Origin of the sequence: Mycolicibacterium brumae (assembly GCF_025215495.1) — a bacterium.
In the GTDB taxonomy this organism is placed as follows: domain Bacteria; phylum Actinomycetota; class Actinomycetes; order Mycobacteriales; family Mycobacteriaceae; genus Mycobacterium; species Mycobacterium brumae.
Map to the genome: position 1 here is coordinate 772,021 of NZ_CP104302.1, position 20,241 is coordinate 792,261.

20 protein-coding genes are annotated in these 20,241 nt (G+C 68.8%); 11 read left to right on the plus strand and 9 right to left on the minus strand.

Annotation, left to right across the window (positions count from 1 at the left end):
• Together L2Z93_RS03985 and L2Z93_RS03990 are read left to right on the plus strand one after the other, a co-directional pair.
• The gene (locus tag L2Z93_RS03985; RefSeq protein WP_090589233.1) at positions 1-2,001 is read left to right on the plus strand and encodes a thioredoxin domain-containing protein; all 2,001 of its coding nucleotides are present in this window, start codon (positions 1-3) and stop codon (positions 1,999-2,001) included.
• A gap of 10 nt (positions 2,002-2,011) precedes the next feature.
• Entirely contained in the window at positions 2,012-2,374 is a 363-nt protein-coding gene (locus tag L2Z93_RS03990; protein ID WP_090589234.1) for a nuclear transport factor 2 family protein, read from the plus strand.
• Here L2Z93_RS03990 and trhA read toward each other — a convergent pair.
• Positions 2,367-3,074: a PAQR family membrane homeostasis protein TrhA gene (gene trhA, locus L2Z93_RS03995; protein ID WP_370745844.1), complete on the minus strand. Its 708-nt coding sequence runs from the start codon at positions 3,072-3,074 to the stop codon at positions 2,367-2,369. The genes L2Z93_RS03990 and trhA overlap by 8 nt on opposite strands.
• Before the next feature lie 167 nt (positions 3,075-3,241).
• Here trhA and L2Z93_RS04000 point away from each other — a divergent pair, with 167 nt between their 5' ends.
• The 3 genes from L2Z93_RS04000 (at position 3,242) to L2Z93_RS04010 (ending at position 5,989) form a co-directional block, all read left to right on the plus strand.
• Positions 3,242-4,039, plus strand: coding sequence for a (2Z,6E)-farnesyl diphosphate synthase (locus tag L2Z93_RS04000; RefSeq protein WP_090589236.1), 798 nt, complete (start codon positions 3,242-3,244; stop codon positions 4,037-4,039).
• 42 nt (positions 4,040-4,081) lie between these two features.
• Positions 4,082-5,440, plus strand: coding sequence for a hypothetical protein (locus L2Z93_RS04005; RefSeq protein ID WP_090589237.1), 1,359 nt, complete (start codon positions 4,082-4,084; stop codon positions 5,438-5,440).
• A gap of 138 nt (positions 5,441-5,578) precedes the next feature.
• Positions 5,579-5,989: a hypothetical protein gene (locus L2Z93_RS04010; protein WP_090589238.1), complete on the plus strand. Its 411-nt coding sequence runs from the start codon at positions 5,579-5,581 to the stop codon at positions 5,987-5,989.
• Positions 5,990-6,052: 63 nt separating this feature from the next.
• Here the strand turns inward: L2Z93_RS04010 and coaA are convergent, their stop codons facing one another.
• Entirely contained in the window at positions 6,053-6,991 is a 939-nt protein-coding gene (coaA, locus tag L2Z93_RS04015) for a type I pantothenate kinase (RefSeq protein WP_090589239.1), read from the minus strand.
• Positions 6,992-7,059: 68 nt separating this feature from the next.
• Here coaA and L2Z93_RS04020 point away from each other — a divergent pair, with 68 nt between their 5' ends.
• The 4 genes from L2Z93_RS04020 (at position 7,060) to L2Z93_RS04035 (ending at position 12,230) form a co-directional block, all read left to right on the plus strand.
• Positions 7,060-8,268, plus strand: a complete 1,209-nt coding sequence (locus tag L2Z93_RS04020; RefSeq protein WP_090589240.1) for a DUF885 domain-containing protein — start codon at positions 7,060-7,062, stop codon at positions 8,266-8,268.
• Between the two features lie 31 nt (positions 8,269-8,299).
• Complete coding sequence (locus L2Z93_RS04025) at positions 8,300-9,739, plus strand: glycine hydroxymethyltransferase (protein ID WP_090589241.1); 1,440 nt, start codon at positions 8,300-8,302, stop codon at positions 9,737-9,739.
• Between the two features lie 63 nt (positions 9,740-9,802).
• Positions 9,803-10,633 carry an acyl-ACP desaturase gene (locus L2Z93_RS04030; protein WP_090589242.1) on the plus strand — a complete coding sequence of 277 codons (831 nt, stop codon included), beginning with the start codon at positions 9,803-9,805 and terminating at the stop codon, positions 10,631-10,633.
• A gap of 247 nt (positions 10,634-10,880) precedes the next feature.
• Positions 10,881-12,230 carry an RNA 5'-3' helicase PhoH2 gene (locus L2Z93_RS04035; RefSeq protein WP_090589360.1) on the plus strand — a complete coding sequence of 450 codons (1,350 nt, stop codon included), beginning with the start codon at positions 10,881-10,883 and terminating at the stop codon, positions 12,228-12,230.
• A 304-nt stretch (positions 12,231-12,534) separates the two neighbouring features.
• Here L2Z93_RS04035 and L2Z93_RS04040 read toward each other — a convergent pair whose 3' ends face one another.
• The 6 genes from L2Z93_RS04040 to glpX form a co-directional block, all read right to left on the minus strand.
• Positions 12,535-13,419 carry a type IV toxin-antitoxin system AbiEi family antitoxin domain-containing protein gene (locus L2Z93_RS04040; protein ID WP_090589244.1) on the minus strand — a complete coding sequence of 295 codons (885 nt, stop codon included), beginning with the start codon at positions 13,417-13,419 and terminating at the stop codon, positions 12,535-12,537.
• Between the two features lie 66 nt (positions 13,420-13,485).
• Entirely contained in the window at positions 13,486-13,920 is a 435-nt protein-coding gene (locus L2Z93_RS04045; RefSeq protein ID WP_128111803.1) for a hypothetical protein, read from the minus strand.
• 331 nt (positions 13,921-14,251) lie between these two features.
• On the minus strand, positions 14,252-14,383 hold the full coding sequence (locus tag L2Z93_RS04050; RefSeq protein ID WP_260575705.1) for a hypothetical protein: 132 nt from the start codon (positions 14,381-14,383) through the stop codon (positions 14,252-14,254).
• A gap of 22 nt (positions 14,384-14,405) precedes the next feature.
• Positions 14,406-14,573: a hypothetical protein gene (locus tag L2Z93_RS04055; RefSeq protein ID WP_162561928.1), complete on the minus strand. Its 168-nt coding sequence runs from the start codon at positions 14,571-14,573 to the stop codon at positions 14,406-14,408.
• A gap of 130 nt (positions 14,574-14,703) precedes the next feature.
• Complete coding sequence (locus L2Z93_RS04060; protein WP_090589246.1) at positions 14,704-16,104, minus strand: class II fumarate hydratase; 1,401 nt, start codon at positions 16,102-16,104, stop codon at positions 14,704-14,706.
• An 85-nt stretch (positions 16,105-16,189) separates the two neighbouring features.
• The gene (gene glpX / locus L2Z93_RS04065; RefSeq protein WP_090589247.1) at positions 16,190-17,245 is read right to left on the minus strand and encodes a class II fructose-bisphosphatase; all 1,056 of its coding nucleotides are present in this window, start codon (positions 17,243-17,245) and stop codon (positions 16,190-16,192) included.
• Between the two features lie 111 nt (positions 17,246-17,356).
• On the opposite strand from glpX, the gene L2Z93_RS04070 reads away from it, so the two are divergent.
• Together L2Z93_RS04070 and L2Z93_RS04075 are read left to right on the plus strand one after the other, a co-directional pair.
• Positions 17,357-18,052, plus strand: a complete 696-nt coding sequence (locus L2Z93_RS04070) for a DUF4245 domain-containing protein (RefSeq protein WP_090589248.1) — start codon at positions 17,357-17,359, stop codon at positions 18,050-18,052.
• Between the two features lie 60 nt (positions 18,053-18,112).
• Positions 18,113-18,922 carry a dienelactone hydrolase family protein gene (locus tag L2Z93_RS04075; RefSeq protein ID WP_090589249.1) on the plus strand — a complete coding sequence of 270 codons (810 nt, stop codon included), beginning with the start codon at positions 18,113-18,115 and terminating at the stop codon, positions 18,920-18,922.
• Here L2Z93_RS04075 and L2Z93_RS04080 read toward each other — a convergent pair.
• On the minus strand, positions 18,906-20,237 hold the full coding sequence (locus L2Z93_RS04080; protein WP_090589250.1) for an AI-2E family transporter: 1,332 nt from the start codon (positions 20,235-20,237) through the stop codon (positions 18,906-18,908). The genes L2Z93_RS04075 and L2Z93_RS04080 overlap by 17 nt on opposite strands.
• Positions 20,238-20,241: the final 4 nt, after the last annotated feature.

Below are 20,241 nucleotides of genomic sequence, written 5' to 3' on the forward strand. Positions count from 1 at the left end.
ATGGAGTATCCAAACGCGGAGCGTCAAAACGTGAACCGTCTCGCCGAGGCCGCCAGCCCCTATCTGCGCCAGCACGCCGACAACCCGGTGCACTGGCAGCAGTGGTCGCCGGAGACGCTGGCCGAAGCCGCCCGCCGCGATGTGCCGATCCTGCTGTCCATCGGCTACGCGGCCTGTCACTGGTGCCACGTGATGGCGCACGAATCCTTCGAGGATGACGATGTCGCCGCCGTGGCTAACGCCGACTTCGTCTGCGTCAAGGTCGACCGGGAGGAACGTCCCGACCTGGACACCATCTACATGAACGCCACCGTCGCGCTGACCGGGCAGGGTGGCTGGCCGATGACGTGCTTCCTCACACCCGACGGCCGGCCGTTCTTCTGCGGCACCTACTACCCAAAAGCGTCTTTCCTGCAACTGCTTTCGGCGGTGACGGACACCTGGCGCAACCGCCGCGACGAGGTGGAACAGGCTGCCGGTCGCATCGCCGGCGAATTGCGACGGCTGGCCGAGACGCTTCCCGGCGGGCCGCCGATCAGCGGCGAGCTCTGCGATCACGCGGTCAACACCGTGCTGGGCAGCGAGGACACCGCGCACGGCGGCTTCGGCGGCGCGCCGAAATTCCCGCCCTCGGCGCTGCTGGAGGGATTGCTGCGCCACCACGAGCGCACCGGGTCCCCGCAAGCGCTGGCCGCCGCCGAGCGGACCGCGACCGCGATGGCACGCGGCGGCATCTATGACCAACTGGCCGGCGGGTTCGCCCGCTACGCGGTCGACACCGCCTGGGTGGTGCCGCATTTCGAGAAGATGCTCTACGACAACGCGCTGCTGCTGCGGTTCTACGCGCACTTGGCGCGACGGACCGGATCGGCGCTGGCCGCCCGGGTCGCGGGGGAGACCGCCGACTTCCTACTCGGCGACCTGGCCGCCGGGGACAGCGGATTGTTCATCTCCTCACTCGACGCCGACGCCGATGGCCGAGAGGGATCCAGCTACGTGTGGACCCGCGCGCAGTTGCGCGAGGTGCTCGGTGAGGACGACGGGCGTTGGGCCGCGGAGGTTTTCACCGTCACCGAAACCGGCACCTTCGAAGACGGCGCCTCGGTGCTGCAACGGCCAACCGATCCGGTGGACCCGGATCGGTTGAGTCGGGTGCGCGCCGCGCTGCTGGAGGCCCGGGCCCGTCGCCCGCAACCCGGGCGCGACGACAAGGTGGTGACCGCCTGGAACGGGCTGGCCATCACCGCGCTCGCCGAGGCCTCGGTGGCGCTGGATCGGCCCGACCTGCTGGACGCGGCGAACCGCTGCGCCGACGCGCTGCTGGCGACGCATCTGGTCGACGGACGACTGCGCCGGGCCGGACTCGACGGCTCCGTCGGCGTCAACCCGGGAGTGCTGGAGGACTACGGCGGGCTGGCCGTCGGGCTGCTGGCGCTGCACCAACTCACCGGTGACCCCGACCGGCTGGCCGCCGCGAGCGCGCTGATCGACACCGCGCTGGCCCACTTCGCCGACGAGGGTTCCTGGTTCGACACTGCCGATGACGCCGAGACGCTGATGCTGCGGCCCGCCACACCGACCGACGACGCCACCCCGGCGGGCGCGTCGCTGATCACCGAGGCGCTGTTGACCGCCGGGCATCTCGGCGCCAACCAGTACGCCGAGGCGGCGTCGGCATCGCTGCACCGCTATTCGGCGCTGCTGGCCCGGGCGCCGCGGGCGGCCGGGCACTGGCTGGCCGTCGCGGAAGCCGCGCTGCGCGGGCCGCTGCAGATCGCCGTCGCCTGCGACGGGCCCGATTCGGAGTTGCTGGCGGCCGCCCGCCGGTTCGCGCCGGGCGGCGCGATCGTCGTCGGCGGACCGGCGGATTCCGCTGCGCTGCTGGCCGGGCGAGGCCGCGTCGACGGTCGTGACGCCGCGTATGTCTGCCGCGGCAAGGCCTGTGATCTGCCCGTCGGCAGCGCCGCAGAATTGGCGGTCGCGCTGGAGTCCCGCGTGTAGCGTCGGCCGCATGACCTACTCGGTGGACACCCAGGCCCTCGTCCGGCGCTACCTGCACACGGTGAACTCCGGCACCGCGGCCGACGTCGCCGCCCTGTATGCCGAGGACGCCACCGTCGCCGACCCGGTCGGCAGCGGTGAAGTGCACATCGGCCGCCGGGCCATCGAAGGCTTCTACAGCGGACTGGCCGCCGCCGAGGTGAACACCGAACTGCTGACGTTCCGCGACGGCGGGCACGAGGCCGCGTTCATGTTCGAGATCACCGTCGGCGACAAGTTCCGGGTGCAGCCCATCGAGGTGATGACCTTCGACCGGGACGGCCTGATCACCTCGATGAAGGCCTACTGGACCCCGGCCGACGTCATCAGCTGACGTTGGAGAACACCGCGAACCACATCGCGATGTAGTGGCAGATGGCCGCCACCGCGGTGCAGGCGTGGAAGAACTCGTGGTGACCGAACGTCGTCGGCCACGGATTCGGCCACTTCAGCGCGTACAGCACCCCGCCGATCGAATACAGCGCGCCGCCGACGATCAACAGCACCACCGCCGTCACCCCGGCGCCGTCCATGATCGGCCCGATGAACCACGCCGCCACCCAACCCAACAGGATGTAGAGCGGCACCCCCAGCCAGCGCGGCGCCGACGGCCACAGCATCTTCAACGCCACCCCGGCCAGCGCGCCGCCCCAGACGATCCAGAACAGCACCCAGCCCTGATGCGAGGGCAGCGCCAGCAACGCGAACGGGGTGTAGCTGCCCGCGATGAACAGGAAGATCATCGAGTGATCCAGCCGTTTCATCCAGATCCGGGCCTTCGGCGAGGTCCAGTTCACCCGGTGATAGGTGGCGCTGACGGTGAACATCGCCACGATCGTGAAGGTGTAGAGCAGGGTCGCCAGGCCCGCGGTCAGGCCCTTCATCGCCCAGGAAACCGCCACCAGCGTCGCCCCGGCCAGCGTCGCGATGATCGCCGAGTACAGGTGGATCCAGCCCCGCGCGCGCGGCTTGCCCAGGAACTGGGCGACTCCGTCGGCGATGGCCTCCGGCAGGTCGATGCCATCGCCGTCGATGTCGAGCTGGGTGATCGGCCGGTCGACGGGACGCTTGGTCTGAGCGGTCACAGGCAGCCTCCTGGGGTGGAATGCGGCAACGCTTCATTATGCCGCGAGACCCGGCCGAACCCGCCCGGTCCAATGGGTGAGTGCCACCACAGCTGACGGCAGTAGTCTGATCCGTTGTGGAGGTCATTCCGTCCCGACTCAAAGAGCCGATGTACCGGCTGTATGAGATGCGGCTGCGTCAGGACCTCAAGGAATCGCGCTCCGAGCTGCCGCGACACATCGCGGTGCTGTGCGACGGAAACCGCCGCTGGGCACGCGACGCCGGCTACGACGACGTCAGCTACGGCTACCGGATGGGCGCGGCGAAGATCGCCGAGATGCTGCGCTGGTGCGCCGCCGAAGGCATCGAACTGGCCACCGTCTACCTGCTGTCCACCGAGAACCTGCAGCGTGACCCCGAGGAACTCTCGGCGCTGATCGAGATCATCACCGACGTCGTCGAGGAGATCTGCGCGCCGGAGAACCCGTGGAGCGTGCGGACCGTCGGCGACCTGGAACTGCTCGGCGAAGAACCGGCCCGACGGCTGCGCGAGGCCGTCGACCGGGCGGCCGGCTCCGCGGCCCCCGGCGCGTTCCACGTCAACGTCGCCGTCGGCTACGGCGGCCGGCAGGAGATCGTCGACGCGGTGCGGGCGCTGCTCGGCAAGGAACTCGCCAACGGGGCCAGCGCCGAGGAGATGATCGACGCCGTCACCGCCGACGGCATCTCGGAAAACCTGTACACCTCCGGCCAGCCCGACCCGGACCTGGTGATCCGCACCTCCGGCGAGCAGCGGCTGTCCGGGTTCCTGCTGTGGCAGAGCGCCTACTCGGAGATGTGGTTCACCGAGGCGCACTGGCCGGCGTTCCGCCGGGTCGATTTCCTGCGGGCCCTGCGTGACTACAGCCGTCGGCACCGCCGGTTCGGCGCATAGCCGAGTCCCCGGTGGGCGCCCGTCGCATGCCACACTGACGCCATGGCAGCTTTGGCTATCCTCACCTTCGCGCTGAGCTGGTGGCTGGGCCTGTACCTGCTCGCCCGCGACCCCCGCAAACCCGTGCTGGTGTCCGCCGCAGTCGGCCTGTGCGGATTCGCGCTGGTGGTGGCGCTGGACGCGATCCGGCTCAGTCTGCCCGGCGACCCCGAGCTGCTCGGCCGCGTCGAGGTGTTCCTGTCCGTGCTGCCCGCGGTGGCCTGGCTGACGGTGCTGCTGGAGATCGGCCGCCCGGGCCAGCACTGGTGGCACCGCGGGGTCGACCTGGCCGCCGTCGTGGTGGTCACCGCGTCCGCTCTCACCGGGGCCGCGCTGGCCGGCGGGGTGGGCCCGCCGCTGCGCTTCGGGCACTGGCTGATGTTCGGCGTCATCCTGGTGGCCACCCTGGTCGCGCTGGTCATCGCCGTGCGCCGGGCGCCGCGGCCGCGACCGGTGGTCGGCGTGCTGATCGTGGCCACCCTGTTCTTCGCGCTCGCCAACGCGGTGCTGCTGATCCCGCTGGGGGTGCTGCCCAGCTGGGTGGCGCTGGCCTCCACCGGCGTCGACGTGCTGGCACTCGGCGTGGCGGTCGCGCTGTGGGACTCCTTCGACGAGGGCCAGGCCCTGCGCGCGGACATGCGGCGGTCCTTCGTCGGAGCGATGCTGGTGACGGTGCTGTTCGCCGGCCAGGGGCTGGCCGGGATCGCGCTGACCTCCGGCGGCGCCCGCGTCGTGGTGACGGTGCTGACCTTCACCACCGTCGGGCTCGCGTTGATCGGAACCGTGCTCGCCGACCCGCTGGCCGCGCTGCTGGACCGGGTGGTGTTCGCCCGCTCACCGGAACTGCGCGCCGACCGCGCCGTGCTGCGCGACACCGAGGCCGCGCTGCCGCTGCGCCGACCCAACCCACTCGACGACGTCGACGACGAGAACCTGGCCCGGCTCACCCGTCGGGCGCTGGGCAACTACTCCAACATCACCAAGCTGGTCGCCAGCCCGCTGACCGCGCTGCCGGTGATCGATGAGCGGCTGGCCGCCCGCGGCGCCGCCGACGCGCCGCTGGAACGCGCCAACGAACTCAAGGAACTGCTGGCCGAGCGGATCGCCGCGCTCAAACCCCGCGGCGACGACGAGTTCGGCACCACCGAGGAATGGCGGTACTACAACGCGCTGTATTTCCCGTACGTCGCCGGGGTGCGGGCCTACGCCCAGAACGCCACCGCCGCCGGACTGGACCCGTCCGCCCGCCGGGCCTGGCAGTGGCTGGTGAACGAGGTGCCGCAGCGCTCCCTGCACAACTGGCAGAACGCCGCGGCCAAGGTGATCGCAGCCGATTTGCGCGCCCAGGTCAGCGTCGACTGAGACCGCCACGACGGCGCGTCGACTGAGTCTGGCAGCGTCTGGCAGTGCCGTGCGTAGACCTGGCAGTGCCCGCTGAGCAGCATCAATGGTGTCCCGCCGATGTGGCGGCGTTCGAAGACACCGAGGGAAGGACCACCCATGACTGCTCACCTGGACACCCGTGCAGAGGCCGACTCCGACAGCACTCTGGTGCGCGGCGCGATGCGCCTGGACGCGATTCTCGTCGGCGCCCTGGGCATCCCGTTCGTCGCAGTTTCCGGAATGCTGGCCGACTGGACCGGCATCCCGCGGCCCTGGGTGCTCGGAATCGGCGTCTTCTTCCTGGCCTACGGCGTGGTGGTCTACAAGCTGGCCGCCGCCGAGCAGGTCAAACCCGGCGCGCTGGCCACCATCGCGGCCAATGAACTGTGCACCGTCGCCGCGATCGCCGTGGTGGCCCTCGGGGTGTGGCCGCTGACCGGGTTGGGCATCGCCGCGCTGCTGTTCAGCGCCGCCTACACCGCGGTCTTCGCGATCGCGCAGTACCTCGGAGTGCGCCGTCTGGCGTGACTCCCTCCGCCCGGTGCGGGGTGTGCCGCCACGGCAGGCGCCCCCGCACCGGTTTCTGCGCGCCTACAGTTTGCGCAGCCGCAGCCGGTTGATCGAATGGTCGGCGTCCTTGCGGAGCACCAGCGTCGCCCGCGGCCGCGTCGGCAGCACGTTCTCCACCAGGTTCGGCAGGTTGATCGCCCGCCAGATGTCGCGGGCGGCGAACTCCGCCTGCCGGTCGGTCAGCGTCGCGTACTCGTGGAAGTGCGACGCCGGGTTCGAGAACGCCCCGGCGCGCATCGCCAGGAATCGCGACACGTACCAGGATTCGATGTCCTCGATCCGGGCGTCGACGTACACCGAGAAGTCGAATAGGTCGCTGACCATCAGCGTCGGCCCGGTCTGCAGGACGTTGAGGCCCTCCAGGATCAGGATGTCGGGGTGCCGCACGACGATGTTCTCCCGCGGCACGATGTCGTAGGCCAGGTGCGAGTACACCGGCGCGCACGCCTCCGACGCGCCGGATTTCACCGCCGTCACGAACCGCATCAGCGCGCGTCGGTCGTAGCTCTCCGGAAAACCCTTGCGGTGCATGAGCTTGCGACGGGCCAACTCGGCGTTCGGGTAGAGGAAGCCGTCGGTGGTGATCAGGTCGACCCGCGGGTGGTGCTCCCAGCGGGCCAGCAGCGCTTGCAGCACACGAGCGGTGGTGGACTTGCCCACCGCGACGCTGCCGGCCACCCCGATCACGAACGGCACCGGCCGCTCCGGGTTCTGCTGCGGCTCGCCGAGGAACTCCGCCGTCGCCGCGAACAGCCGCTGCCGGGCGGCGACCTGCAGGTGAATCAACCGGGCCAGCGGCAGGTAGACCTCTTCGACCTCCAGCAGGTCGAGCTGCTCGCCGATGCCGCGCAATCCGACGACTTCTTCTTCGGTGAGTTTCAGCGGCGTCGACATGCGGAGCGCACGCCATTGAGTCCGGTCGAATTCGACGTACGGACTGGGCTCGCTCAGCCGGGCCATGGCGCTAAGTCTTGCAGCATCGGCCACCGCGCGGCCATCTGGGTGTAACTGGGGTTACCGTGACAAACATGGCAGCCAACGAATTGATCCGCGACTACCTGCTGCTCGGCCTGCGCTTCGACCGCATCGAGGAGGGCTACGTCGACTCGTTCACCGGCGACGCCGCGCTGCGCCGCCAGGTCGCCGACGAACCCGCGCCGGAGCCGGCCGACCTGGCTCGACAGGCCCGCCGATTGCTCGACGCGCTGCCCGCGACGCCCCGCGACGACGACTTCACCGACCTGCGCGCGGAGTACCTGCGCGGGCATCTGCAGGCGCTGGAGTGCGCCGGCCGCACCTTCGCCGGCCAGCCTGTCGGGTTCGTCGAGGAGGTGCGGCAGTACTTCGACGTCGACATCGCCAAGGGCGACCCGGACCGCTACCGGGCCGCGCACCGGGCCCTCGACGAGGCGCTCGGCGGCGACGGGGATCTCGCCGAACGCGTCCAGGCCTACCGCGCGAGCGAGGAGATCCCGCCGCACCGCCTGGCTGATGCCATCAACGCGTTCTCTTCCGCGCTGCGCGACCGGGTCCGGGCCACCTATCCGCTGCCGGAGACCGAGACCATCAACTACGAGATCGTGACCGACAAGCCGTGGTCGGGTTTCAACTACTACCTGGGCGACTACACCTCGACGGTGGCTGTCAACGCCGACCTCAAACAGCAGATGTCCAACCTGCCGCGGTTGGTCGCGCATGAGTCCTACCCCGGTCACCACACCGAGCACTGCCGCAAGGAAGCCGGGCTGGTCGCGAAACTCGGCCAGGCCGAGCAGACCATCTTCCTGGTCAACACCCCGCAGTGCCTGATGGCCGAGGGCCTGGCCGATCTCGCGCTGTACGCCATCGTGGGCCCGGAGTGGGGGAGCTGGGCCGCCGAGATCTACGCCGACCTGGGCCTGCGGTTCGACGGGGAGAAGGCACAGGCGGTGTCGGCGGCGATGGCGGGTCTGGCCGAGGTGCGCCAGGACGCCGCGCTGATGCTGCACGACGAGCACGCCGACCCCGACGACGTCGCCGCCTATCTGCGGCGCTGGCTGCTGGTCGACGACACCCGCGCCCGGCAGGCGATGCGGTTCATCGCCTCGCCGCTGTGGCGGGCCTACACCTCCACCTACATCGAGGGCTACCGGTTGCTGCGCGGCTGGCTGGACGATCGCCCGGCCGGCGTCGGGCTGGCCGAACGGTTCGGAACCCTGCTCGACGAGCCGCTGATTCCGTCCACCCTGCCCCGCTGACCGGGGCCGTGCCCGGACTAGGCTGAGGCCCATGACTGCTGCCCAGGGCGCCGACTACGCCGAGACCGCCAGCTCTGCCTACCGCGATATCCTGTCCGTCATCGAGCAGGTCGAACCGCGGGTGGCCGCCGCGACCCGGCAGGAGCTCACCGACCAGCGCGGTTCGTTGAAGCTGATCGCCAGCGAGAACTACGCGTCCCCGGCGGTGCTGCTGACCATGGGCACCTGGTTCTCCGACAAGTACGCCGAGGGCACCATCGGGCATCGCTTCTACGCGGCCTGCCAGAACGTCGACACCGTGGAGGCGCTGGCCGCCGAGCACGCCCGCGAACTGTTCGGCGCCCCCTACGCCTACGCCCAGCCGCACTCCGGCATCGACGCCAACCTGGTCGCCTACTGGGCGATCCTGGCCACCCGGGTCGAGACCCCGGGGCTGGCCGAATTCGGCGTTAAACACGTCAACGACCTGTCCGAGGCGGACTGGGAGCTGCTGCGCGCCAAGCTCGGCAACCAGCGCCTGATGGGCATGTCGCTGGACACCGGCGGGCACCTCACCCACGGTTTCCGGCCGAACATCTCCGGCAAGATGTTCCACCAGCGCAGCTACGGCACCAGCCCGGAAACCGGGCTGATCGACTATGACGCCGTCGCCGCCGCCGCCCGCGAGTTCAAGCCGCTGGTCCTGGTCGCCGGCTATTCGGCCTACCCGCGCCGGGTGAACTTCGCCAAGATGCGCGAGATCGCCGACGAGGTGGGCGCCACCCTCATGGTCGACATGGCGCACTTCGCCGGTCTGGTCGCCGGAAAGGTGTTCACCGGCGACGAGGATCCGGTGCCGCACGCGCACGTCACCACTACCACCACGCACAAGTCGCTGCGCGGCCCGCGCGGCGGCCTGGTGCTGGCCACCGAGGAGTACGCCCCGGCCGTGGACAAGGGCTGCCCGATGGTGCTCGGCGGTCCGCTGTCGCATGTGATGGCCGCCAAGGCCGTCGCGCTGGCCGAGGCCCGCCGGCCCGAGTTCCGGAGCTACGCCCAGGCCGTCGCCGACAACGCCCAGGCGCTGGCCGAGGGCTTCCTCAAGCGCGGCGGGAACCTGGTCACCGGGGGCACCGACAACCACCTGGTGCTGCTGGACGTCACCTCGTTCGGGCTGACCGGCCGGCAGGCGGAGTCCGCCCTGCTCGACGCCGGCATCGTCACCAACCGCAACGCGGTGCCCGCCGACCCCAACGGCGCCTGGTACACCTCCGGGATCCGGTTCGGCACCCCGGCGCTGACCACTCGCGGCTTCGGCGTGAAAGAGTTCGACAAGGTCGCCGACCTGGTGGTCGAGGTGCTCAGCAACACCAGCGCCGACGGCTCCTCGAAGGCGAAGTACACGCTGCCGGACAACATCGCCGATGGAGTGAAGGCCTCCAGCGCGGAGTTGCTGGACGCCAACCCGCTGTACCCGGGCCTCACGCTGTAAGGGTCGCGACACGCCCGGGACCCGATTTTCAAGAACATGTGAACTCGGGTTACAGTTACTTCCATGGCTGTCTTCCCCGTTGCGAATGAGCTGACGCTGGAGCTCGACCCCATCGTCGGCAAGGAATACGACCGGCACTGCGAGACCCACGTCGAGTGGTTCGGCCACGACTACGTCCCGTGGGACGAAGGTCGCAATTTCGCCATGCTCGATGGCGTGGACTGGGAGCCCTCTCAGCAGACCCTCCCGCAGCACATCGTCGACGCCGTCGAGATCATGCTGATCGACAAGGACAACCTGGCCGGCTACCACCGGGAGCTCGTCGAGCACTTCATCCTCGAGGGCGCGTGGGGCCACTGGATCGGCCGCTGGACCGCCGAGGAGCACCTGCACGCGATCACCCTGCGCAACTACCTGATGGTGACGCGCAACTGCGACGCCAACGCCAACGAAGAAGTCCGCATCGATCACGTGATGAACACCGGCTACCGCGCCGGCCACTTCAGCCAGATCGAGACCATCGTCTACATGGCGTTCTACGAGGCCCTGCGGCTGTCCTACAGCCGGAATCTGGCCGAGCAGACCGAGGAGCCCATCCTCAAGTCGCTGATGGAGAAGGTCGCCTACGACGCCGAGCGGCACGAGCTGGCCTGGTCCAACATCGTGGAGTACCTGCTGGAGCACCACACCGACGAGACCATCGCCGCGATCGGCGCCCGGGCCGCCGAACTCCAGATCCTCGGCTGGGACATCAAGAAGTACGAGGAGAAGCGGGCCAATGTGGCCGCCGCCGGCATCTCCAACGACGAGACCCTGCGCAAGGTCGTCGGCGACCGGATCGCGGCCTGGGGCCTGTCCGATCGCGCCGAATTCGCCGAGTTCGTTAACGCCTAGTGTCCGGCGGGTTTCCACCGCGGAACTGCTGAAAACCCCCGATTTCGGCTGCGGCGCGCCTGCCGCGCGAAGGTGAACGCGCGGGAGTAGCGTCGGCTTCGATGGCTAGCGACACGCTCTGCTATCCGGGCGGCACCTCCCGTTACGACGGCAGGACCGGTCCCGGTCCTGATGCCGCTGCGCCCGCCGAAATTGCCTTCGCGGGACCGCGGGGGTCGAGGAGCGCCACGTGACCGTTTCGCCGTCGTTGGGTTCTGGAAAGTTCGGACCTGCGCGCAAGAAACCGCCCCGAGAAGCCGTCAAGACCTATGTGCTCGACACGTCGGTCCTGCTGTCGGATCCCTGGGCCATCACTCGGTTCGCCGAGCACGAAGTAGTCGTTCCTCTGGTTGTGATCAGCGAACTGGAAGCCAAACGACATCACCACGAACTGGGTTGGTTCGCCCGGCAGGCGCTGCGCCTGTTCGACGATCTGCGCCTGGAACACGGCCGGCTGGACCAGCCGATCCCGATCGGCGCCGACGGCGGCACCCTGCACGTCGAGCTCAACCACCAGGACCCCGCGGTGCTGCCGGCCGGATTCCGCAATGACACCAATGACTCTCGCATCCTGTGCTGCGCGGCCAATCTGGCCGCCGAGGGCAAGCAGGTGACCCTGGTCAGCAAGGACATCCCGCTTCGGGTCAAGGCCGGCGCGGTCGGGCTGGACGCCGACGAGTACCGGGCCCAGGAAGTCGTCACCTCCGGCTGGACCGGGATGGCCGAGCTCGATATCGCCTCCGACGACATCTCGCGGCTGTTCGCCGAGGGCGAGCTGGACCTCATGGAGGCCCGAGATCTGCCGTGCCACACCGGCGTTCGACTGCTGAGCGGTAGTTCGTCCGCGCTGGGCCGGGTGAACGCCGACAAGAAGGTGCAGCTGGTGCGCGGTGACCGAGAGGTCTTCGGGCTGCGTGGACGCTCCGCCGAACAGCGCGTCGCGCTGGATCTGCTTCTGGATGAGTCGGTCGGCATCGTGTCGCTCGGTGGCAAGGCTGGTACGGGGAAGTCCGCCCTTGCACTGTGCGCAGGTCTGGAGGCCGTGCTGGAACGCCGCACCCAGCGCAAGGTCGTGGTGTTCCGGCCGCTGTACGCCGTCGGCGGTCAGGAACTCGGCTACCTGCCCGGCAGCGAGAGCGAGAAGATGGGCCCCTGGGCGCAAGCCGTCTTCGACACCCTCGAGGGGCTGGCCAGCCCGGAGGTGTTGGACGAGGTGGCCTCCCGCGGGATGCTCGAGGTGCTGCCGCTGACCCACATCCGCGGCCGTTCCCTGCACGACTCGTTCGTGATCGTCGACGAGGCGCAGTCGCTGGAGCGCAACGTGCTGCTGACAGTGCTGTCCCGCCTGGGCGCCGGCTCACGGGTGGTGCTCACCCACGACGTCGCCCAGCGTGACAACCTGCGAGTGGGCCGCCACGACGGCGTCGCCGCGGTGATCGAGAAGCTCAAGGGCCATCCCTTGTTCGCCCACATCACCCTGATGCGTTCGGAGCGTTCGCCGATCGCGGCGCTGGTCACCGAGATGCTGGAGGAGATCAGCCCCGCGGCGTTGCCGTAGGGGTTCCACCTGCCGACTGCGGTTCCGCGGCTTCCATCTGCGGACCCGCAGCTGTACCAAGTCGAGCGCTCGCGGGGCCACTTCCCCGCGGGCGCTCACTTGTGTACGCCGGCTCGTGCCACCCGTCGCGAGGAGGCGTCATTCCGTCGTGAGGAGGCGTCGTACCTCCGCGAGCGCCACTTTTTGCACGAGCGCCGCTTCTGGTACGTGAAAGCCCAGGAAGGGGTGTGCGAAAACCGGCGCTCGTGCAAAAAGTGGCGCTCGCGGAGGGTTTCCACACAGGGACCGGCCGCTGGCGTGTGGACTACGCAGCTGCGGCCACCAGATGCTGGCGGATCCGGCGGAGCATCACCTCGGGGTGGCGGCGCACGTCGTCGGCGGTGATGTGTAGGACCGTCCAGCCGGCTTCCCGCAGCGCGTTGTCCTTCTCGCGATCGCGAGCGAGGTCTGTGGGGGACTTGTGGTAGTCGAAGCCGTCGTACTCGATCGCGAGCTTGAACTCCGGCCAGGCGAAGTCCACCCGCCATTCCCTGCCGTCGCGGTCGATCATCTTGTGCTGCTCGACGAAACCCGTGAGCCCGCCGTCGATCATGGCCAGCCGCGCCTCGCTCTCCATGGGTGATTCGGCCAGCGGGCTTGCCAGCGCGATGAGCTTTCGAACGGCGGCGATCCCGCGACGTCCGCGCTGCGCTTGGGCGGCGGCTTCCAGCCCGGCGCGGTCGCACGTCCCGCTGCTCAGCGCCGCGTCGAGGGTGGCCAGTGCTCGTGGCCGCGACAATGACCGCGCCACTTCGATGGCCGTCCATACTGGTTCAGTGACCGGGCGACCGCGGCACTCGATCACCGGGGCGCCGTCGCGCCGGTGGACGGCGAGCCAGGGCGTGGGGTGGAGCCGGTGCCGTTCAGGATCGAGCACATGCAACACAGCGTTGGATTCGGTGTTGAACCCGAAGACCGCCGCCGCAGTGGACATGCAGACGACGACGGCCTCCCCGCAATGCAGGTCGAGCGCGCTGAGCAGCGTGCGCTTATCTGGCGTCCCCAGCGCGTAGATCCCGGGCAGGACCTTCGTGAGCTGGTGATTGCGCAGCATCCGCCGGATCTCGCGGCGGGACAGCGTCGCTTGGATGTCCTGGATGGTGGCCACACCATCGCCAGCGGCGAACAGCGCCCGCAGATGAGGGTTCATTGACGGATCGTCGCCGCTCCGGCGGGTCAGCGGTATTCAGCCGGGCGCGTCCTGTGGATAACCGGGCTACCGCGAAATCTCCGCCGATGATCGGATGGACACCCCGATGAGGCAGCGGTCCTTCTCCCGGATGGCGAGCCACAACTCGCCCCAGTCGTAGGTCGTCGACCAGATGAACGACTCTTCCGGCGAGTGGCCATGGGGGGTGTACTTGACGACGGCGGTGGGATAGTGGGCCTTGACGTCGTCGGCGGTGTGACACGGTTCGGGTTCGACGCCGACGGTCGCAAACGACCATTGATCACGGTGCAAGGCGATCACCGAGTCGGTGATCTTCAGTGACGGGCTGAGTTCCACGGGCCCGCCTTCCATTCGGTACGGGCCGTTCTCGGTGAGCGGTGCGCCGACCAGTCTGGCGAAGCTCTGCTCACTGGGCGGGACGAGCGCGACGAGAGCGTCGGCCAACTGCCAGATGTCCGTAGGGTGTGCGGGGGAGTTCACCCAGCACCCTGAGCACAGCATCGCGGCGGCGAGCAATGGCGAAACCGACCTCAGCATCGGTGCCTCCCACCTGGACCGAAACCCTTGCAGAAAAGCCTATTTCGAGTTCGGACGTCCGGCAGGCGCCAACTTTTGTCGGCAGGCTTGTCAGCCCGGACGATTGATGACCGCGATGGTGCCGTCGCCGAAGTTGGCGACGTAGACGGTGTGGGTGGTGGGGTCGACGACGACGTCCCGTGGATTCCAGCCGACCTTGACGACGCCGGTGATGATGTTGGTGTTGAGGTCGATGATCGCGAGGACGCCGTACGTGTCGTTTGGGCCGTGGCCGTCAGAGTTGTAGCGCCACAGGGTGGTGTAGGCGGTGCAGCGTGGTGTCGTAGGCCCGGTAGACCTGGCCCATCCCGCCCGCCCCGAGCAACCCGCGCAGCCGGTACCGGCCGAACACCTGTTCCTCCGGCAAAACCCGCCCCTCCCGCAAACGACTACGCCGAGTCTAAGGGCTCGCCGGCACCCTCGACGCCACCGTTCTCCGCAACTGCCAAGGCGCTGAGGAACGTCAGCGCGGACTCGCCGCCGTAGTCGGGCTCGTCCCTGGACAGCGTGGCGCCCCGTCGGGCCAACTCGTCGATTGCGTCCAGGAAATCCATCATCACAATCCTATGTTTGCGGGTGCCAGGCGACAAGGTAGGAACGGCCCGACCAACGACAACGGCGGGTCGGAGGGTGACCCTCGGACCCGCCGTTCAGTCTGCGCCGGATTCCCGCGAAAACAGGTGGCGATTACTCCCCGTCGCGCACCTTGGCCATGGCCAGCACGTCCAGGCGGCGGTCCAATTCCTCCTCGGAGAGCTTGTCACCGATCAGGCCGCGGTCGATCACGGTCTGCCGGATGGTCTTCTTCTCCTTGAGCGCTTCCTTGGCGACCTTGGCGGCCTCCTCGTAGCCGATCGCGGAGTTCAGCGGGGTCACGATGGACGGCGAGGACTCGGCCAACGTGCGCAGGTGATCCTCGTTGGCCACCAGTCCGTCAATGCACTTGGTGGCGAACAACTTCGACACGTTCGACAGCAGCGTGAAGGACTCCAGCACGTTGCGGGCCATCATCGGGATGTAGACGTTGAGCTCGAAGGCGCCCGACAGGCCGCCGACGGTGACCGCGGCGTCGTTGCCGATCACCTGTGCGGCGACCTGGGTGACCGCTTCGGGCAGCACAGGGTTGACCTTGCCCGGCATGATCGAGGAGCCCGGCTGCAGGTCCGGCAGCTGGATCTCACCGAGGCCGGTCAGCGGGCCCGAGCCCATCCAGCGCACATCGTTGGCGATCTTGGTCAGTGAGGCGGCGATGGTCTTCAGCGCCCCGGATGCCTCCACCAGTCCGTCGCGGGCCGCCTGAGCCTCGAAGGCGTCGACGGCCGGGCGCAGTTCGGCGATGCCGGTCTCGGCGCGCAGCACCTCGACGACCTTGGGGCCGAAGCCATCCGGGGCGTTCAGGCCGGTGCCGACGGCGGTGCCGCCGATGGCCAGTTCGCCGAGCCGCGGCAGACAGGCCTTGACCCGCTCGATGCCGGCTTCGACCTGCCGCGCGTAGCCGCCGAACTCCTGCCCGAGGGTGACCGGGACGGCGTCCATCAGGTGGGTGCGGCCGGACTTCACGGTGGTGCGCCACTGCTTGGCCTTGACGGCCAGCGACTCGTGCAGCACCTCCAGCGCCGGAATCAGGTGGCGCACAGCGGCTTCGGTCGCCGCGATGTGGGTGGCGGTGGGGAAGGTGTCGTTCGAGGACTGCGACATGTTGACGTCGTCGTTCGGGTGCACCGTGACGCCGTTGGCCGCGCAGATCGAGGCGATGACCTCATTGGTGTTCATGTTCGAGCTGGTGCCCGAGCCGGTCTGGAACACGTCGATGGGGAACTGGTCGTCGTGCAGGCCGTCGGCGATCTCGGCGGCCGCGGAGATGATGGCGTCCGCCTTCTCCGGGGCCAGCAGGCCGAGGTCCTTGTTCACCTGTGCGCAGGCGCCCTTGAGCAGTCCGAGCGCCCGGATCTGGGTGCGCTCCAGGCCGCGTCCGGAGATCGGGAAGTTCTCCACGGCGCGTTGGGTCTGGGCCCGCCACAGCGCCTTGGCCGGAACCCGGACCTCGCCCATGGTGTCGTGCTCGATGCGGTATTCGCCGTCGGTCATCGTTGTCCTTCGGAGTTGTCGGTGGTGGGTGGGAAGGTGGACGTAGTGCAGGAAGGGGGTGCTATCGAAAAGCTAACCCGATAACTCAGGGCAGCGGCGCCGCAGCGCTGTTGTCGCCGGTGAAGTCGACGGCCGAGTACTCGTTGAGCTTGGACAGCCGGTGGTAGGCGTCGATCATCCGGACGGTGCCGGACTTGGAGCGCATCACGATCGATTGCGTGGTGCAGCCGCCGCCGAAGAACCGGACACCCTTGAGCAGGTCGCCGTCGGTGACGCCGGTCGCGCAGAAGAAGACGTTCTCGCCGGAGACCAGGTCCTTGGTGTTGAGCACGCGGTCCAGGTCGTGGCCGCGGTCGATGGCGCGCTGGCGCTCCTCATCATCGGTCGGCGCCAGGGTGGCCTGGATCTCGCCGCCCATACAGCGGATGGCGGCGGCGGCGATGATGCCCTCCGGGGTGCCGCCGATGCCGACCAGCAGGTCGGTGCCGGATTCCGGGCGACAGGTGGAGATCGCTCCGGCGACGTCGCCGTCGGAGATCAGCCGGATCCGGGCGCCGGCGGCGCGAACCTCGGACATCAGCTTGGCGTGCCGCGGCCGGTCCAGCACACACACCGTCACGTCGGACACCGACGCCTTGCGCACCTTCGCGATGCGCTGGATGTTCGCCGCGATCGGGGAGGTGATGTCGATGAAGTCCGCGACGTCGGGGCCGGCGGCGATCTTGTTCATGTAGAACACCGCCGACGGGTCGAACATCGCGCCGCGCTCGGCGACGGCCAGCACCGAGATGGCGTTCGGCATGCCCTTGGCCATCAGGGTGGTGCCATCGACCGGGTCGACGGCGAAGTCGCAGTTCGGGCCGTCGCCGTTGCCGACCTCTTCGCCGTTGTAGAGCATCGGGGCGTTGTCCTTCTCGCCCTCGCCGATGACCACCACGCCGTTCATGGACACCGAGTTGACCAGCTGGCGCATGGCGTCCACGGCGGCGCCGTCGCCGCCCTCCTTGTCGCCGCGGCCGACCCAGCGGCCGGCGGCCATGGCTCCGGCCTCGGTGACCCGGACCAGCTCAAGGGCCAGGTTGCGGTCGGGCGCCTCGCGCCGCTTGGTGGGGGCAGGGGAGGTGGACGCCGAGTCGCTCATGCGCCGATTGTTTCATTACGGCGCCCGACGCGGGTGGCTGGGCCAGAACCCGCATGCCGCGACGTCGGCCCTGGATCCCGGCGGTCGGGCGCGCCTCTGGATACTGAAGGGGTGAGCACGCCGCCCCAGGAACCGTCCGCGGAGGACCGCGGTGCCGATCAGGTCAGGTACGCCGAGGCCGGCCCGGCGCCCAAACCGGCCAAGAATCGGCTGCTGCAAGACGGCCGGGACATGTTCTGGTCGATGGCGCCGCTGGTCATCGCGTGCATCGTGCTGGCCGGCGTGATGGGACGCTGCGCGTTCCAGCCGACCGGGCCGGAGCCGGGCGACGTGCCCAGCTATGACGCGTCGGCGGCGCTGCACGACGACGCCCGCATCATGGAATTCCCGGTCCGGCTTCCGAAGGTTCCCGACGACTGGCAGCCCAACTCCGGGGCCCGCGACGGCATCGACTCCGGGACCGTCGACCCCAAGACCGGTGAGCGGGTGCGCGCCCGACTGTCGCGGGTCGGCTACATCACCCCCCGCGGGGTCTACATGAGCGTCACCCAGAGTAGCGCCGACGAGGACAAACTCGTCGCCTCGATCCAGCCCGACGTGTTCCCTACCGGCACGCAGGACATCGATGGGATCACCTGGATCGTCTACCAGGGCGCGGGGACCGAGGAAGCGGTGTGGGCCGCCCGCCTCGCCGGACCCGACGGGGCCGCGACGCAGGTCGCGATCACCGGCGCCGGCAACCCGGAGGAGTTCCGCACCCTGGCCAAGGCTGTGCAGAGCCAGCCGCCGTTGCCGACCACCCGCTGAGCCTCGCCGAGCCCACCGACGGCCCACCCGCAGCGACAACGAACCGGAGGATCTGAATCGATGGCTGAAACCAAGGCGCAGTTCGCCGGATGGACCTGTGAACCGTTCACCGCGGGCGGGTTCACCCACGATGTCTACCGCAAGGGTTCCGGCCCCGGTGTGGTGCTGATTCCGGAGATGCCCGGCATTCATCCGGGCGTGCTGGAACTGGGCAATCACCTGGTCGCCAACGGTTTCACCGTGGTCATGCCGTCGCTGTTCGGGACCCCGGGAGCTCCGGCGGTCAGCGCCGGCAGCCTGATGGCGCTGGCCAGCGGCTGCGTCACCAAGGAATTCGCCGCGTTCGCGCTCAACAAGAAGCGCCCCGTCACCGACTATCTGCGCGCGCTGGCCCGCGACCTCAACGAGCAGACCCCTGGCCCGGGCGTCGGGGTGATCGGCATGTGTTTCACCGGCGGGTTCGCGCTGGCCGCCGCCGTCGACGACGCGGTGCTCGCCCCGGTGCTTAGCCAACCGTCGCTGCCCATCGCGCTCACGCTGGCTGCCAGGCGCGATCCCGGCATGTCGGAGCTGGAGCTGACCGAGGTGAAGCGGCGGGTCGATGAGGACGGCCTATGTGCGTTGGGGTTGCGTTTCTCCGAGGACGCGATGGCCCCGCGGGAACGGTTCACCACGCTCAAGAATCGCCTCGGCGACGCGTTCGAGGTGATCGAGATCAACTCGGCGCCGGGCAACCCGGACGGCATCAACCGGTTCGCGCATTCGGTGCTGACCGATCAGGTCGTCGACCGGCCCGATCATCCGACTTATCAGGCTCGGGTCCGGGTGGTCGAGTTCCTTCGCGCGCGGCTGTCTACTCCGACGGCTTAGCCACGTCCGACGGCTCGGGGCTCGACGGCTCGGCGCTCGACGGCTTGGCGCCCGACGGCTTAACGCCCGACGGCTCGGCGTCGGGAAGATTGGCGTCGGCCGCCTCCACCTCCGGGGCGACGTCGGCGAACGAATCCGCAGCGTCGTCGGACTTCAACCCGAACTTGTTGGCCACCCAGTTCCACGCCCGGCCCCACAAGCCGCCTGCGGACTTGTCGGAGGGGTCGTCGTCGGCGTCCTCGACGCCGATGTCCATCTCCACCCCGCGGTAGACCATCCGGTACATGTTGATGGTGGTCACGATGATGATCATCAGCACCGGCCCGAGCACGATGCCCCAGAAACCGAACATCTGCAGCCCGGCGAACACCGCGATCAGCATCAGCGCCGGATGCAGGTGCGCGCTCTTGGGGACCAGGAACGGCCGCAGCACATTGTCGATGTTGGTGACCACCAGGATGTGGAACAGCACGACGAACACGCCGCCGGGAATGTTGCCGAACAGCGCCATGCCGATGCCCAGCGGGATGGTGACGATGCCCGCGCCCAGCGGGATGAACGACAGCGCCGTCAAGAAGATGACGAACATGAAGAAGCCGGAGTGGATGCCGGCGATATAGATCGAGATGGCCGCGGCGACACCCTGGCAGACCGCGATGATCAACTGGCCGCGGACCGTCGCGGTGACCATCGCGCCGACCTTGGCCAGATACAGATCCGACACCTCGCGGCCCAGCGGATTGAGGTCGCGGAACAGTTCGATCACCTTGTCGCCGTTGGTCAGCAGCGCCAGGAACACGTACAGGAAGATGACGGCGGCGGTCACCATCATCGCGACGCTGCCCACCGAGGACTGGGCGAACCCCAGGGTGAACTCGCCGGCGTGCTGAGCCACCTTGGTGATCGCGGCGCGCACGCCCTCTGGGGTGAGCTGCATTTCCATGAACGGAACCCGCTGCAGCGCCTCGTTCACCGAGGCCAGCACGCGTCGGCCGAGCTCGTTGAGGTCGGTGTTGGACATCCAGTGGTTGATGCCGGTGACCATCTGGCCGATCTGCATCACCGCGAGGGTGACCACCAGCGAGATCGGCACCAGCACCATCGCCGTCGCGGTGAGAAACGTGCCGGTCGCCGAGATGCCCACATTGAACCGTCGGCGGAACCATTCGTAGTTCGGCGTGAACAGGTAGGCGAGCACCGCGGCGATGGCCATCAACACCAGGTAGCTACGCAGGAAGTACGCGCCGAACAACAACGCGATGACGGTCAGCACCGCCAGCGCGCGGCGCTGCGAGCCGGTGAACGTCTGCAACATGAGG

What these genes read in the sequence shown, in the direction of transcription:
- L2Z93_RS04080 (WP_090589250.1), bottom strand. Translation starts at nt 20,237, where the DNA reads ATGTTGCAGACGTTCACCGGCTCGCAGCGCCGCGCGCTGGCGGTGCTG.
- L2Z93_RS04020 (WP_090589240.1), top strand. Translation starts at nt 7,060, where the DNA reads ATGGCAGCCAACGAATTGATCCGCGACTACCTGCTGCTCGGCCTGCGC.
- coaA (WP_090589239.1), bottom strand. Translation starts at nt 6,991, where the DNA reads ATGGCCCGGCTGAGCGAGCCCAGTCCGTACGTCGAATTCGACCGGACT.
- L2Z93_RS03985 (WP_090589233.1), top strand. Translation starts at nt 1, where the DNA reads ATGGAGTATCCAAACGCGGAGCGTCAAAACGTGAACCGTCTCGCCGAG.
- L2Z93_RS04055 (WP_162561928.1), bottom strand. Translation starts at nt 14,573, where the DNA reads ATGATGGATTTCCTGGACGCAATCGACGAGTTGGCCCGACGGGGCGCC.
- L2Z93_RS03990 (WP_090589234.1), top strand. Translation starts at nt 2,012, where the DNA reads ATGACCTACTCGGTGGACACCCAGGCCCTCGTCCGGCGCTACCTGCAC.
- L2Z93_RS04025 (WP_090589241.1), top strand. Translation starts at nt 8,300, where the DNA reads ATGACTGCTGCCCAGGGCGCCGACTACGCCGAGACCGCCAGCTCTGCC.
- L2Z93_RS04075 (WP_090589249.1), top strand. Translation starts at nt 18,113, where the DNA reads ATGGCTGAAACCAAGGCGCAGTTCGCCGGATGGACCTGTGAACCGTTC.
- L2Z93_RS04060 (WP_090589246.1), bottom strand. Translation starts at nt 16,104, where the DNA reads ATGACCGACGGCGAATACCGCATCGAGCACGACACCATGGGCGAGGTC.
- L2Z93_RS04005 (WP_090589237.1), top strand. Translation starts at nt 4,082, where the DNA reads ATGGCAGCTTTGGCTATCCTCACCTTCGCGCTGAGCTGGTGGCTGGGC.
- L2Z93_RS04030 (WP_090589242.1), top strand. Translation starts at nt 9,803, where the DNA reads ATGGCTGTCTTCCCCGTTGCGAATGAGCTGACGCTGGAGCTCGACCCC.
- L2Z93_RS04040 (WP_090589244.1), bottom strand. Translation starts at nt 13,419, where the DNA reads ATGAACCCTCATCTGCGGGCGCTGTTCGCCGCTGGCGATGGTGTGGCC.
- L2Z93_RS04010 (WP_090589238.1), top strand. Translation starts at nt 5,579, where the DNA reads ATGACTGCTCACCTGGACACCCGTGCAGAGGCCGACTCCGACAGCACT.
- glpX (WP_090589247.1), bottom strand. Translation starts at nt 17,245, where the DNA reads ATGAGCGACTCGGCGTCCACCTCCCCTGCCCCCACCAAGCGGCGCGAG.